Below are 13,862 nucleotides of genomic sequence, written 5' to 3' on the forward strand. Positions count from 1 at the left end.
GGAGGTAATTATGTCAGATTTTGTGCTCATAACCGGTGGAGCCCGCAGTGGCAAAAGCCGCTTTGCCGAGCTCCTGGCCGCTCATCCCGGCCTGCCTGTCACCTACATCGCCACGGCCCAGGTCTATGATGAAGAAATGGCTTTGCGTGTCAAAAAACATCAGGACCAGCGCCCTGCCCATTGGGGCTTAGTGGAAGAACCCCTTGCCCTCTCCTCTGTGTTGGAACGCCATGCTCAGAACAAAGGGGTCCTTTTGGTGGATTGTGTAACCCTGTGGCTGACCAATCTCCTCCTTGCCCACTATCCAGCAGAAGATCATCTGACTGAGCAGGAGTATACCCGGGCCCTCCATAGGCTGGAGCAGAAGATTCTCGAACAGGTCCGCATTGTCGCCCGTATAGCCCGGGATATTACCCCTCAGGTGATTATGGTCACCAATGAAGTGGGAGATGGTATCGTCCCGGATAATCCCCTTTCCAGGATTTACCGGGATCTGGCCGGCAGGGCCAACCAGATCCTGGGACAGAGCGCCCAGCAGGTCTATTCCGTGGTCGCCGGCTATCCGACGGAGATCAAAGCTGCCGGTCAGGCCTTACTGGATTCCTTGCGGCGAGAGGATGCCTAGCATGCGCAAATTATGGATCGCCCTGACCTTCCTGACCCGAATACCACTCCCTCAGCCGGAGCAGGTGACCTCGGAAGAATTCACCCAAAGTCAGCATTATTATCCTTTGGTGGGCCTGATTCTGGGCGGAGCCTTATGGTTGGCCTTAACCCTGCTCCTTCCTCACTACCCGCCCCTGGTTACGGCTGCCTTGCTGCTTGCCCTGGAACTTATTCTCACCGGGGGAATTCACCTTGATGGCTTGATGGATAGTATGGACGGCTTGCTTTCAGCGCGGACACCTGAACGCATGCTGGAGATTATGAAAGACAGCCATGTGGGAGCTTTCGGTGCGTTGAGCGCCATGGTATACCTGCTGCTCAAATTCAGTCTTTTGGCCGGGCTCCTCGCCCTCTCTTCCCCTTTAGTTCCTTACCTGGTTCTTTTCATGCCCATCCTCTCCCGCTGGATTTTTCTGATTGGGGTTCATTATTTCCCCTATGCCCGGGCCCAGGGATTTGGCCAGGGATTTCATGAAACCTCCCGCCAAACCCGGTGGCTATTCCTGGGGGAGGGGCTGCTGCTCCTTTTCCTCACCTATTGGGTGTTGCAATGGCCGGGGATTGCCGGCTTTATTCTGGCCACCCTCTTCATCCTCTTGTTCACCCGCAAGGTCTCCCGCCTCCTCGGAGGGTTAACCGGGGATCTCTATGGTGCCAGCATTGAACTTTCCGAACTGCTCTTTCTTTTAGGGGCCTTCCCATTGCTTTACCCCTGAAATTCGGAATCGCTTACGAATTTGAGCTGTGCCGCCCAGGGAGCCAGGCAGCCGGACAGCAGACAATCTGCTCTGACGACAAAGAAGCCGTTGCCCAAGGAACTGTAAAGTTCGTGCAACGGCATTTTTGCTTTCAGTACGGTCAGCAAAGCCTTTTCATGCTTATATTTCAACCCTATTGATTCAAGCCCCGGGCCAAGCGCCTCATTCCCTCTTCGATAATCTCCGGTGTGGAACAGGAATAGTTGAGACGCATTTCATTGGACACCCGGCCATCGGCGTAGAAAAGAGCGCCGGGAACATAAAGAACATTTTGGCGAATCATATCTTGCACATAGTCAAAACTATTGTTCACCCCCATGAGCTTGGCCCAGAGGAACAGGCCGCCTGCCGGCACCTTCATCTCCACCCTGTCTCCCAGATAGGTCTGGATGGACTCCACCATGGCCTTACGGCGAACATTGTAGACTTCCCGCAGCTTCAGTATATGATCCGGCAAAAGATCCTTTTGCAAATATTCATAGATGGCTCTCTGAGTCAGGTTATTGCTATGAAGGTCCACACCTTCCTTGGTCTGCTCCAGATGCATAATAATATCTTCGTCGGCAAGCACATAGCCGATGCGCAGCCCCGGTGCCAAAACCTTGGAAAAAGTCCCCAGATAGATGACATTTTCCCCTAATTCCGCCAGATGGGGGATGGGCTCTCCTTCATAGCGCAATTCTCCATAGGGATTATCCTCGACAAGCAGCAGGCCGTATTTCTGGGACACTTTAAGGAGCTCTTTTCTCCGCTCCAGCCCCATAACTCTCCCTGAAGGGTTTTGATAATTAGGTATTAAGTAAAGAAATTTAGGGGTGGTGAAAGCCAAAGCTTTCTCCAGCTCATCGGGAAGAATCCCTTCTTCATCACAGGGAATCATCTGAAAATCAGCCCGAAATCCTTCAAAAGCCTGAATAGCCCCCAAATAGGTGGGCGTCTCCAGGAATACCGTATCTCCCGGATCCAAAAAAGTTTGGGCCAATAAGCTCAATCCCTGCTGGCTTCCGGTAGTGATGATAACCTCGGCAGTTCGGGCCGGCCTTTGGCTGCGTTGGTGCTGAGAGGCAACCCATGACCTTAATTCCGGATATCCCGCGGTCTGTGCGTATTGCAGGGCCGCATTCCCCTGTTCTTCAAAAACCTTTTGAAAGGCGGCCTGTAAATCCTGGGTAGGAAAAAGATCCAAGGCAGGCAATCCTCCGGCAAAAGATATCATCGCGGGGTTTTGGGCTGCTCTGAGCATTTCCCCGATAAATCCTTCCCCTACATTCTTCATCCATTTGGCGTATTTCATTGGCTTCTCCTTTCCACTCCACGATTAAATTTAATAGGTAATATACCTGAATCAGTATTTCTTACTTAAGGGCGCCCCAGCGTTCCAGAGGCCAATAACGCAGCAGAACCTTGCCTTCGATATTCTCTTCAGGAACAAACCCCCAGACATGACTGTCCTTGCTGTTGTTGCGATTATCCCCAAACACAAGATACGCTCCCTCAGGAATCTGGATAGGTCCATATTCATATTCAGGAGCCTCTTTCAGATAAGGTTCCTCGATGGCTTCACCATTGATCCAGACCTTGCCTTCTCTGACCTCTAAAGTGTCCCCAGGCAAACCGATGATCCGCTTCACCAAATCATCATGCTCTCCCGAACCCTCCGGAGCGGTAAACATAATGATATCCCCACGCTGGAGGGGTTTATTTTTGTAAAACACCTTATCGAAGATTAAGCGATCCTGAAGTTGGATAGTAGGGAGCATGGAACCGGTCGGGACGATGCGGGTGTCAATAAGATAGGTCCTGATGCCAAAGGACAACACCCAGGCGACTACAATCAAAATTCCCCATTCCAAAATTGTGCGTAAATATTTCTTCATTCATGTCACACCCTCTGCAATAGTTATCCTCTGTGAGGAAGATCCAAGGTTTCGCTGCCTGTTTCAGGATACCACGAAATCCCTATCAAATAAAAGACCCCCCCGTTTGGAGGGTTAGTCCGCTATGATATTTCCTTTCCCTGAATTCTTGCCTCTATAAAGCCTTTGGTCTGCTAAACGGTACAATTCATCATAGGTACGGCCTTCCGTTGGAAATTCTGCGACTCCAATACTGACTCCTAAATTATATTCTTCCAGATGCATGCTCTTTCTCATCCGTTCAATCACAGTCAGGGACTCTTCATTCAGGGCGATGTCCGTCAGCACCACTGTAAATTCATCACCACCGGTCCGGGCCACAATATCCTGCTCCCGTACCGCGCAGCGCAGGTTCTGAGCAATTTCTTTCAGGGCCCGGTCACCCATGGGATGGCCCAGAGTATCATTGAGCTGTTTAAATCGATCCAAATCAAGAACCAGGAACAGAAAACGTGAGTCTCTCCTTAAGGTACTGGCTATTTCTTCCCGAACACGCTGCTCGAACCCCTGGCGGTTCAGTATTCCTGTCAAACGATCCGTATTGGCCAAGCGGGCCAGCTCCTCACGCTGGCGAATGGTCTCTAAAGCAACCCCAACCACCCGGATAAAGGCAGTCAGTATCTCCTGCTCCTGATCATTAAGGTACTTACCGGCATTCATCAGCCACAGCTCGCCGACCACCCCGCTATGGGTCTGGAGAGGATGTATCCACACACGTTCCCATTTAAAAGGATTATTTTCAATATCAAAAAAGTGAACCTTAGCACTTCTCAGACAACATTCTTCTTTAGAGATGTATTGCCTGACCCAAGTTCGCCAATCCCACTCCATCTCCTGTTTCAGCCGCCCAAAGGGTGAACGGATTTCCCAAGTCCCTCCGGCCCCCTCCAGGAGAAAAAATCCCCCGGGCAAAAACAGAATTTCCATGGCCATTTCTCCGGCTTCCGATAAAAGCTGCTCCTCAGAGTCAGCACGAACAAGAATCTCCGTTCCCCGCAATAATAAGGTTAAGGCTTGTTCCCTGCTCAGAGAGTCGATTTTCAATATTCTCTCGAATATAAAAGAAGATATAATCGAAATGACTTGCTTTACAAAGACTGCTGACCCCTCATCCCTGCACTGAGATCGCCTGCCTTTGAGAACATAAGCACCTAAGGTTTTGCCAAAATGGCTTAATGCCAAAACCCATTCCTCATCCGTTTCGACGACTTCAGTACCAATTTCCCGGAAATCCTGAGGAAATTCCCTTAACATCAGCGTTTCCCTGTCCTTATCATCACGAAAGCTAACAGAGAAAGGCTTGTATTTCCCTTGCTCCAAAAGGTAGATTGCAGCTACATCACAGTCAAACAACACCAAGCTTCGCTGAGTAAAGAGATCTAATGCTTTCAAGAGATTCTCCTCACGATTCATCTCTTGAATGGTAGACAGCAATATCTCTGCACAGGAAGGGCTATGACCGGAAGATACCCTCTTTTCAATACTCTGTAATTGCACTGACTCCTCACCCTCCATTTAAGAGCAATTTGAATGCTAAGTTCATACTGTAAATATTTTACCACATTATATTAATAAAATGGTTTGATTTCCATGATTCTTTTAATAAATTAATTTTAAATTAGTTAACGATTTAAGTTGAAAGACTCTGCCCCCTCATAAACACTATACCGCTATACCATTAATATATGTTGGTTCTCAGAAAATCGAACTATTTCTAAGCTACAAAAAGATTCATCATCTTTTGTCGGAATAGGCCATTTTTAAGATACGGAATCCCCGCTCCGCAGCGTCCACCGTCAAATCAAAGGCTCTTTCCATAGATTCCTCCAAGGTCATGGGACCATTAACAATAGTAAGGATAGAGCTTATGCCATGTTCATAAAGGGCTTCAGATCCGGCACCGATGGAACCGACGATAGCCAGGGTGGGTTTGCCATACTGAAGGGCTCGTTTGGCCACACCCATGGGCACCTTGCCATAAACCGACTGACCGTCGATGCGCCCTTCACCGGTAATGACAATATCCGCTTGTTGCAGTTTACCATCAAAGTTTACTGTATCAAGCACAGCCTCCACACCGGTCTTCAGCTGAGCTCCTGTGAAGGCCAGCAGTCCCATTCCCAGGCCTCCGGCGGCTCCTGCCCCTGGCACATCTTTTAGATCCACTCCTAAATCTTCCCGGATTTTCCGGGCAAAATGAGCAAGATTCCCATCCAAAATCTCCACCATCTCCGGTGTGGCGCCTTTTTGCGGTCCATAAACTGCCGAAGCTCCCCGCGGGCCGCACAAGGGATTATCCACATCGCACATCACCGTGATCTTCGTCTCTTTTAAGCGGGGATCAAGTTCTGAACAGTCGATCCTGGCAAGCTGATCCAGGCAACCTCCGCCGGGACTCAGCTCCTGTCCTTCCCGATCAAGGAGTCTTGCCCCAAGGGCCTGAGCCATTCCCGCTCCCCCATCATTGGTCGCACTGCCGCCAATACCGATGAGAATTTCCCGGGGCTGCAGAGCCAGGGCAGCCCGAATCAGATCCCCTGTACCCCTGGTGGTGGTCAGCAAAGGATTCCTCTTATGGCGGGGGACCATAGGTAAGCCTGAAGCCGAAGCCATTTCCAGCACGATAGTGCCATCGGGAAGCCGGCCCATGATGGCCTCGGCCTCTTCCCCCAAAGGTGAGGTGACTCTGGTTTTTAACACCTTCCCCCGACCGGCATGGACAATGGCCTCAACGGTTCCTTCCCCGCCGTCTGCCATACTGATAATCTCCGCAGTCGCTTCAGGAAAAACCCGCTGAATGCCCAGGGTAATGGCTTCCCCTGCCTTTTGGCTGCTTAAACTTCCTTTGAATGAATCAACGGCTATAAGTACATGCATTTTTATCGCTCTCCTCTAGTTCAGATAGGATGCTATTCTATATCACCTTGAGTATTTATTTCGCATTTTATCCTAAATAGCTGCAAAACACAATGAATCGACAGGTGAATGGTCAGGAATTGGCCTCCTGAGGTTGCTTATCTTTACAAAATTATCGTTGACGCTGGAAGCACCTATAAGCTATACTAAAAAGGTAATAATACAAAGGGGAGTAGCTGGACAGCAAAGTCGTCATTACGGATTAACATCCCGGCTTTGTTGACAACACTGTTGTAAGCAAGACCTTTGCCCACAAGGGGGTGAAGGTCTTTTTTGATGCAATAATACTACCTCTTGAAACACATAATAAGGATTATGGGTTATCTTAAAGAATGAAAGGAAGAACAAGATGGAGTTATTTAGCCCCGAATTTTTTCAAGCATTGTTCGCTATCGTGATTATGGATTTGGTCCTGGGCGGCGATAATGCTATTGTCATCGGCATGGCTGCCCGCAATCTGCCCAAACAACAGCAGAAGAAAGTGATCCTCTTTGGCACAGGAGGCGCAATCTTAATCCGGACCTTAGCTACCTTAGTGGCTGTCTACCTGCTAAAAATTCCTGGGCTGATGTTTGCCGGCGGCCTTCTCCTGGTTTGGATGGCCTATAAGCTCCTGACCGATGAGAAACACGATGAACAGGTCGATAGTGCCGCGAGCTTTTGGGGTGCTATAAAAACAATCATCATCGCCGATGCCGTTATGGGACTGGATAATGTTCTGGCCGTTGCCGGTGCCGCCCATGGCCACCCCATCCTTGTTGTCTTCGGCTTGCTTATCAGTATCCCCATTGTGGTTTGGGGGAGTACCCTGGTCATTAAGGCGATTAACCGTTTCCCGGTGATTATCCCTATCGGCTCGGCCGTCATTACCCATACCGCCGTGACCATGCTTGTGCATGAAAAATTTGTTGTCAATATCATCGGAGAAAGCGCCCTCATCGAATGGGGATTAAGCGCAGTTCTCATCGCCGGTGTTCTCTATCTGGGTCATCGGACCAATAAGAAAAAAGTTCTTGAAGCGGCCAAAAACGCCGCTTAACATCAGGGGAGCATCGCATACTGCTTTATCTAAGCAGGGGTGATGCTCCTTATATTATTTCTTCTACGGCAATATATAAAGCACATTGCATTCTTTTATTGACTAAATCAGTCAATGACACTACAATAGAAATTGACTAAAACAGTCAATGAGGTGATGATGATGCCGGAGATTCATATTCCCGAAGATAAAAAGCAGCGGATCATCCGCGCAGCCCTGGAGCACTTTGCCAAAAACGGCTACAAAAAAACAACCATGGACGAAATCGTCGCCGCGGCGGATATCTCCAAGGGCCTGATTTTCCACTATTTTGGCAACAAGAAAAAGCTGTACCTCTATCTCTATGAATTTGTCTACGGCCTTGTCTATGACCGCATCGTCAAGTCCTTCGAGCAGGAAGACCTGTTTGAGCGCATCCGCGAATCGGAGCGGATCAAACTGGCTGTGGTCAACGAATACCCCTATGTGTTGGACTTTCTCCTCTCGGTCCGCAGGGAAACCGACGAATCCTTGCGAGAGGAACTTTCCCGGGTTAAAGTGAAGAGCTTTCCGCCGTGGCAGGAAACCTTTCTGCCGGGGCTTGACACATCCAAATTGCGGGAGGGCATCGATCTGGAGAAAGTGACCAAAATTATTTCCTGGACCACCGACGGGCTTCTGTCCGAGCACAAGGACGACTTCGTGCTGGAGGATATTTTTGTGGAAATGGATGAATACCTTAATCTGATGCGCAAAGCATTTTACAAGGAGGAGTACCAATGAAGAGGCTGTTGAATCTCAGTGACAGTGCTGCCGGGGATATCTCCCTGACCGGCGGCAAGGGTGCGAATCTCCACAGGCTGTCCGCCCTGGACGGTATCCAGGTGCCCGGCGGCTTTGTCGTCACCACCGACGCCTTCCGGGAGCTTTGCGCCGGTGTGGTTGGGTCCCGGGGGGAAGCCCTGGAGGCCTCCTCCCCGGCGGAACTTGCCCGGGCAGGGGCCGATATCCGGCAGGCCATCCGGGATATCCCCATTCCGGAGGAATTTTTGCGGGAGCTTGAGACGGCGCTGGCCTCCTATCCCCCGGACATCCTCTTTGCCGTGCGTTCCTCAGCCACAGCGGAGGATCTGCCCGACGCCTCCTTTGCGGGGCAGCAGGACAGCTACCTGAACGTAAGGGCCGCCGATGTCCCCCGCGCTGTGCTGGATTGTTGCGCCTCCCTGTATAACGACCGGGCGGTGGCCTACCGCCGCAAAAACGGTTACCGCCACGAGGATGTGGCCATTGCCGTGGTGGTGCAGGAGATGGTACCCTCCCAGGTTTCCGGCGTGCTGTTTACCGCCGATCCCATGACCTCCGACCGGCTCACCTGTGTCATCGAGGCTGTGGTGGGACTGGGGGAGGAGCTGGTATCCGGGCGCAAAACACCCTTCACCTGGCGGCTGCGAGGCAGAAAAATCAACGCGGACAGCAAGACCCCTCCGCCCCTCTCAGACAGTCAATTGGAGGAATTTGCCGCCATCGGCAAGGGGATCGAGGCTGCCTTCGGCGCGCCCCAGGACATCGAATGGTGCTGGGTGAACGGAGGATTTTTCATCGTGCAGTCCCGGGCGATCACTACCCTGTATCCCCTTCCGGAGAGCAGGGACGGTCTCAAACGCGTCTTTGTCTCAGCGGGACACATGCAGATGATGACGGATGTAATGCTGCCCCTGGGCATGTCCTTCATGAAACTGATCGCCCTTTTCCGGATGGTGGAGGTGGGCGGGCGGCTGTTTATCGATATCACCCACGACCTGAAGACCGCCTACGGCAAAAAGATGATCCGCACCAAGCTGGCCGCCACCGACCCGCTCACTCACCAAGCCATCGAGCAAGTGCTGGCGCGCCAAGACTATATCCGCGGCATCCCCAAAGGTCCCGGCAGCTTCTCCTCTTTCAGCGGCTGGCTGCCCATCGTCCGGGAGGGCATCCGTCTCTACCGGCGCAACGACCCCGCCGACATCGATCTCTATATCCAGCGGATGGAACGCCTCATTGCCCGGCTGGAGGAGCAGCTGGAGCCTCTTGCGGGAACAGCGGCCATCGAGGCCATTCTGGAGGATCAAAAGCAGCTTTCCGCAATCATTTACGACGCCTCCGGCTTTGGGATGGTGCTGGCCACCCAGTTTATCATCCGAAAAATCGATGCCATGGGCAAAACACTCACAGGTGAAGAGAACATCAGCAACCGCCTCTCCAAATCGGTGGAGCACAATCCCACCTCCGAAATGGGGCTTGCCCTCAGCGAAGTCGCAGATCTGGCCCGGGAGCATCCCCCCGTGGTAAAGTATCTCGAAGCAGCCGGCGAAGCTTTTCGCCTGGATGATTTGCGCCAAGTGGCCGGCGGCGGCGCGGTGGCGGATGCTTTTGAGAGTTTCCTGGGGCACTACGGCATGCGGGCCACCGGCGAGATCGACATCGCCAAGACCCGCTTCCGGGAAAATCCCGCCGAACTGGTGGGCGCCATGCTCACCAACATCCACACCTTACCCAAGGGACACGGCAAGTCGTCCTTTGAACAGGGCCGCCTGGAGATGACAAGGCTCACGGAAGAACTGGTGGCCCTGGCGGAACAAAAACTGGGTTCCCGCCAAGCCAAAAGGCTGCGCCGCTATATCTCCTTCTTCCGCAATTATTTGGGCACACGGGAGTATCCCAAGTACTTCTGGATCTGCCGTTACGATGTCTACAAACGAACGATTATGCGGGAGGCAAACCGCCTGGTGGAGCAAGGCATCCTCCAGGAGCCCGGCGATATCTTCTACCTGTACCTGGAAGAGCTGCGGCAGGCCATCCAAACCGGCCGTGTGGATTATACCAATATCGCCCGCCGTAAAAGAGACTACAGCCACTTTGCCAATCTCACCCCTCCACGTGTCATTTTTTCGGACGGCGAGGTGCCGGAGATGGCTTACCAAAAGAATATCCCCAGGGGAGCGCTGCCCGGTTTGGGGGTGTCCTCCGGCGTGGTCGAAGGCCGGGCCCGTGTCATCCAGTCCATTGAGGACGCGGTCATGGAAAAAGGGGATATTCTGGTGACCTCCTTTACCGATCCCAGCTGGACACCGGTGTTCGTCTCCATCGCAGGGCTGGTCACCGAAGTGGGCGGCATGATGACCCACGGCGCGGTCATCACCCGGGAATACGGTCTGCCTGCTGTGGTCGGCGTTGTCGGCGCAACCAGACTCATCCGGGACGGTGAGCGCATTCGCGTAAACGGCGACGAGGGCTATGTGGAAATCCTTTGAATCCGAAGCAAAGGATACAGGCACCAACAGCAACCAAATATTCCTGTTAAAACATTGACCATGTTGGTCGGTTTATGCTACAATGCAATTACCGACCAGTATGGTCAATTTCGATTAGGATGTGATCCTTATGCATGAAAACTTTGTCGGTCTCAAAGCGGAAAAGCGGGATGCCATCATCAACGCAGCGCTGGCGGAATTTGCCGCCAAGGGATACGACCTCGCCTCCACCAATGAGATGGTCCGGGCGGCCGGCATTTCCAAGGGAGCGCTGTTCCACTATTTTGCCAGCAAAAGGGAGCTGTTTTTCTTTCTCTGCGATTATGTGTACGAGGTGGTCAACCGGGAGTTTTACGAACAAATCGGTCACTGCGAAGGGGATCTGCTGACCCGGTACGCCAGAGCGGCGCGGCTCAAGGGCTCCGTCTACCTGCGCTATCCCCCGCTGTTTGAATTTGTCAAGAAGCTGGCCCAGGAGAAATCCGCCGAGATTGCCGGGGAGCTTGCCCAAAAGCTTTCCCGCATCACGGAGGCAGGTTACAGCCATTTGCTGGGGAACTTGGATGAATCCCTCTTCCGCCAGGATGTGCCCATGGGCAAGCTCCGGGATCTGATCATCTGGGCGCTGGAAAACTACGGATATCGCACGATGGAGCTGGTTCAAGACCAACCCCTGGCAGAGATCGACATGGAAGCGCTTAACGCGGACTTTGACGAGTATCTCGATGTCCTGCGCAAATGCTTCTATCAACAATAGGAGGGAAATATATGTCTGCCATAGAAATTCGCGGCCTGAAAAAACGCTTTGGCAGGACCATGGCCCTGGACGGTTTGGAGCTGTCCGTACCCGGAGGGGGAATCTATGGTTTCATCGGGCCCAACGGCGCGGGGAAATCCACCACCATCCGTATGGTGCTGGGGCTCCTGAACAAGGATGAGGGCGAGGTGCGCCTGCTGAACGGCAATCCCCGGCGGGATGCGGTGGAGCTGCATAAGCGGCTGGCCTATGTCCCCAGCGACGTACAGCTCTGGGACAACATGACCGGCGGCGAGGTGATCGACTTTCTGGGCCGGCTGCGGGGAAGCTATACAAAAAAGCGCCGGGCCGAACTGATTGAACACTTTGATCTGGACCCGACAAAGAAGTGCAGAACCTACTCCAAAGGCAACCGGCAGAAAGTGCTGCTGATCTCCGCCTTTGTGTCGGATGTGGAGCTGCACATCCTCGACGAACCCACCACCGGTCTGGACCCGCTGATGAAAACGGTCTTCCAGCAGTGCCTCCGCGAGGCCAAGGATGCCGGTAAGACGGTGTTTCTGTCCAGCCACATTCTCTCGGAGGTGGAGGCGGTTTGCGACACCATCGGCGTTATCCGGGCGGGCAGGATGATTGAGCAAGGCAGTATGGAGGATCTGAAGGCCCTTATCAGCCAACAGGACCCCCCTACCCTGGAAACCCTGTTCATGAATTACTACCGGAAGGACGGCAAGGACGAGGAAAGGGGGCGCTGAGCATGAAGCGTTACTTTCAGGGTACGGCGGCCATCATGACACTGTCTATGCGGCAGAACCGGGTTTTCACGCTGGCCTGGCTGCTGCTGCCGGGGCTGTGGGTCGCTATCAACACCCTCTCTTCATTGGTGCTCTTCCCCACCCAGGAGGCCCTCGCCGAGATGGGCGTCACGCTGATCGACCCGCTCACCGTGGCTATACACGGCCCGCTGCTGGACGTCTCGGTGGCCGGATTTGTCACTTGGCGCACCAAGGTCTTTCTGGTTCTGGCAAGCGGGATCTTCAGCATGATCTATGTGGTGCGGCACACCCGGCTGGCCGAGGAGCAGGGCAAGCGGGAGCTGCTTGAGGCCAATGTGACCGGCAGTCTTGCGGCCTTGGCGGCAGCGCTGCTGAACATGCTGCTGATCAACGCAGCAGCGGCCCTCCTTGCCCTGCTCGGGATGACGGCTCTGGGGCTTGGTTTCACAGGATCGCTGGCCCACTGTCTTGGCTTTTTGGCCGCCGCCTCCGCGTTAGGCCTGATGGCGGGCCTGGTCGCCCAGTTCTTTGTGGGGGCCTCGGCGGCGCGGGGAACCTCTTTCGGGTGTTTGGGGCTGCTGTTTGCCCTGCATATCCTCTGGAACGTGAGCGGGGGAAACCATCCCGCCGCCTATCTCAACCCTCTGGAATGGCCGCTTCTGATCCGGCCCTTTGCCGGGGAGCGCTTCAGCGTCCTGCTGATTTCCCTGATCATCATGATCCTGCCGGCGGCCCTCTCCCTGTGGATGACCCACAAACGGGACGTGGGAGCGGGGCTTATCCCCCAGCGGGAAGGACGCGCCTTCGCCAAGCCTGGCTTCTGCTCCCTGCCCGCTTTGGCATGGCGTACCCAAAAGGGACTCTTCCTCTCCTGGCTGATTTTTTACGCGGTGTTCTCCTTCGCTCTGGGCTGTGCCAGCTACCTGATGGTAAGCGCAGTCAGTTCGGCCAAGACGCTGGCTGAGCTGATCGCGCGCCTGGGCGGCGTGGACCGTGCCTTCATGTCACTGATGCTGTATATTGTTTCCATGCTCATTTCAGTCTACGTGCTGATGTCGGCGGGTATCCTGCGCCGGGAGGAGACGGCCAAAGGTGAACTGCTGCTCTCCCTGCCTGTCCGGCGCAGCCGCTTTGCCTTCGGGCATCTGGTGTATATCTTCGGCGGCTCCGCTGCTCTCGCTCTGGTTTCCGGCCTTTGTGCGGGACTGGGGGCGATGATCGGCACCGGGGATCAAAGCGCTCTTGTCCGCTTGTTTTTCGAGATGGCAGGAAAGATACCGGCGATTTGGGCTTTCGGCGGGATTTCGATGCTGCTGTTTGGCGTACTGCCCCATTGGATGTCCGGGCTCAGCTATGGACTCATGGTGCTGTTTGTGTTATTGGAGATCCTCTGGGAACAGCAGTCGGTGAGCGATGCCGTGTATGCCCTCTCCCCCTTCTCCTGGGTGACCCCGCTCAAAGTCGCCCAGCCGCCGTCGGTGCTTGTGCTGCTATGCGCCCTGTCAATGCTGTCGGCCGTTTTGGGGATCGTCTTGTTTGAGCGCAGAGATGCCGCCATGCATTGATAGTATACATCTCCAATATCTTCAATCGTTGATTATGCCCGCTCAACTGCCGGTTACTATGGGACCGGCAGTTGAGCGCCTTTATGTTAGGTTCACGTTTTTTCCTTCGAAGTTCTTGATAGAATCAAGCAAATAAGCTTGGAATTAATTACAGGTAGAGAAAAGAGTCTTTTTATGTTTTTCTATTCTTATGGATG

At 53.4% G+C, this 13,862-nt stretch carries 13 protein-coding genes; 8 read left to right on the plus strand and 5 right to left on the minus strand.

Annotated elements, in window-relative coordinates; genetic code table 11:
- Positions 1 to 10: 10 nt before the first annotated feature.
- Positions 11 to 625, plus strand: coding sequence for a bifunctional adenosylcobinamide kinase/adenosylcobinamide-phosphate guanylyltransferase (gene cobU / locus DHAF_RS16395; RefSeq protein WP_011460077.1), 615 nt, complete (start codon positions 11 to 13; stop codon positions 623 to 625).
- The gene (gene cobS / locus DHAF_RS16400) at positions 618 to 1,382 is read left to right on the plus strand and encodes an adenosylcobinamide-GDP ribazoletransferase (RefSeq protein WP_011460078.1); all 765 of its coding nucleotides are present in this window, start codon (positions 618 to 620) and stop codon (positions 1,380 to 1,382) included. Before cobU ends, cobS begins: the two co-directional genes overlap by 8 nt.
- Here the strand turns inward: cobS and DHAF_RS16405 are convergent.
- The 5 genes from DHAF_RS16405 to DHAF_RS16425 form a co-directional block, all read right to left on the minus strand.
- Positions 1,373 to 1,555 (minus strand): hypothetical protein, encoded by a 183-nt coding sequence (locus tag DHAF_RS16405; RefSeq protein ID WP_018211349.1) that lies wholly within the window; start codon positions 1,553 to 1,555, stop codon positions 1,373 to 1,375. The genes cobS and DHAF_RS16405 overlap by 10 nt on opposite strands.
- 2 nt (positions 1,556 to 1,557) lie before the next feature.
- Entirely contained in the window at positions 1,558 to 2,718 is a 1,161-nt protein-coding gene (locus DHAF_RS16410) for an aminotransferase-like domain-containing protein (RefSeq protein ID WP_011460079.1), read from the minus strand.
- A 61-nt stretch (positions 2,719 to 2,779) separates the two neighbouring features.
- Positions 2,780 to 3,301: a signal peptidase I gene (gene lepB, locus DHAF_RS16415; RefSeq protein ID WP_011460080.1), complete on the minus strand. Its 522-nt coding sequence runs from the start codon at positions 3,299 to 3,301 to the stop codon at positions 2,780 to 2,782.
- A 114-nt stretch (positions 3,302 to 3,415) separates the two neighbouring features.
- Positions 3,416 to 4,855 carry a diguanylate cyclase gene (locus DHAF_RS16420; RefSeq protein WP_041271982.1) on the minus strand — a complete coding sequence of 480 codons (1,440 nt, stop codon included), beginning with the start codon at positions 4,853 to 4,855 and terminating at the stop codon, positions 3,416 to 3,418.
- A 219-nt stretch (positions 4,856 to 5,074) separates the two neighbouring features.
- Positions 5,075 to 6,217, minus strand: a complete 1,143-nt coding sequence (locus DHAF_RS16425; RefSeq protein WP_011460082.1) for a glycerate kinase — start codon at positions 6,215 to 6,217, stop codon at positions 5,075 to 5,077.
- A 388-nt stretch (positions 6,218 to 6,605) separates the two neighbouring features.
- Between DHAF_RS16425 and DHAF_RS16430 the strand changes: the two genes are divergently transcribed.
- The 6 genes from DHAF_RS16430 (at position 6,606) to DHAF_RS16455 (ending at position 13,665) form a co-directional block, all read left to right on the plus strand.
- Complete coding sequence (locus DHAF_RS16430; protein ID WP_011460083.1) at positions 6,606 to 7,295, plus strand: TerC family protein; 690 nt, start codon at positions 6,606 to 6,608, stop codon at positions 7,293 to 7,295.
- A gap of 156 nt (positions 7,296 to 7,451) precedes the next feature.
- Entirely contained in the window at positions 7,452 to 8,057 is a 606-nt protein-coding gene (locus tag DHAF_RS16435; RefSeq protein WP_242659896.1) for a TetR/AcrR family transcriptional regulator, read from the plus strand.
- Complete coding sequence (locus DHAF_RS16440; protein WP_015944512.1) at positions 8,054 to 10,567, plus strand: phosphoenolpyruvate synthase; 2,514 nt, start codon at positions 8,054 to 8,056, stop codon at positions 10,565 to 10,567. The genes DHAF_RS16435 and DHAF_RS16440 overlap by 4 nt, the downstream gene beginning before the upstream one ends.
- 130 nt (positions 10,568 to 10,697) lie before the next feature.
- Positions 10,698 to 11,324, plus strand: a complete 627-nt coding sequence (locus DHAF_RS16445) for a TetR/AcrR family transcriptional regulator (protein WP_011460086.1) — start codon at positions 10,698 to 10,700, stop codon at positions 11,322 to 11,324.
- A complete protein-coding gene (locus tag DHAF_RS16450; protein ID WP_011460087.1) occupies positions 11,306 to 12,079 on the plus strand; it encodes an ABC transporter ATP-binding protein in 774 nt (257 codons plus the stop codon). Before DHAF_RS16445 ends, DHAF_RS16450 begins: the two co-directional genes overlap by 19 nt.
- Positions 12,080 to 12,081: 2 nt before the next feature.
- Entirely contained in the window at positions 12,082 to 13,665 is a 1,584-nt protein-coding gene (locus DHAF_RS16455; protein ID WP_015944514.1) for an ABC transporter permease, read from the plus strand.
- Positions 13,666 to 13,862: the final 197 nt, after the last annotated feature.

The organism is Desulfitobacterium hafniense DCB-2, from assembly GCF_000021925.1.
Lineage (GTDB): Bacteria > Bacillota > Desulfitobacteriia > Desulfitobacteriales > Desulfitobacteriaceae > Desulfitobacterium > Desulfitobacterium hafniense.

Bases quoted from the DNA above. Each gene is read 5' to 3' on its own strand.
- DHAF_RS16455 (WP_015944514.1), top strand. From the start codon at position 12,082: ATGAAGCGTTACTTTCAGGGTACGGCGGCCATCATGACACTGTCTATG.
- cobS (WP_011460078.1), top strand. From the start codon at position 618: ATGCCTAGCATGCGCAAATTATGGATCGCCCTGACCTTCCTGACCCGA.
- DHAF_RS16435 (WP_242659896.1), top strand. From the start codon at position 7,452: ATGATGATGCCGGAGATTCATATTCCCGAAGATAAAAAGCAGCGGATC.
- cobU (WP_011460077.1), top strand. From the start codon at position 11: ATGTCAGATTTTGTGCTCATAACCGGTGGAGCCCGCAGTGGCAAAAGC.
- DHAF_RS16430 (WP_011460083.1), top strand. From the start codon at position 6,606: ATGGAGTTATTTAGCCCCGAATTTTTTCAAGCATTGTTCGCTATCGTG.
- DHAF_RS16410 (WP_011460079.1), bottom strand. From the start codon at position 2,718: ATGAAATACGCCAAATGGATGAAGAATGTAGGGGAAGGATTTATCGGG.
- DHAF_RS16420 (WP_041271982.1), bottom strand. From the start codon at position 4,855: ATGGAGGGTGAGGAGTCAGTGCAATTACAGAGTATTGAAAAGAGGGTA.
- DHAF_RS16425 (WP_011460082.1), bottom strand. From the start codon at position 6,217: ATGCATGTACTTATAGCCGTTGATTCATTCAAAGGAAGTTTAAGCAGC.
- DHAF_RS16450 (WP_011460087.1), top strand. From the start codon at position 11,306: ATGCTTCTATCAACAATAGGAGGGAAATATATGTCTGCCATAGAAATT.
- DHAF_RS16445 (WP_011460086.1), top strand. From the start codon at position 10,698: ATGCATGAAAACTTTGTCGGTCTCAAAGCGGAAAAGCGGGATGCCATC.
- DHAF_RS16440 (WP_015944512.1), top strand. From the start codon at position 8,054: ATGAAGAGGCTGTTGAATCTCAGTGACAGTGCTGCCGGGGATATCTCC.
- lepB (WP_011460080.1), bottom strand. From the start codon at position 3,301: ATGAAGAAATATTTACGCACAATTTTGGAATGGGGAATTTTGATTGTA.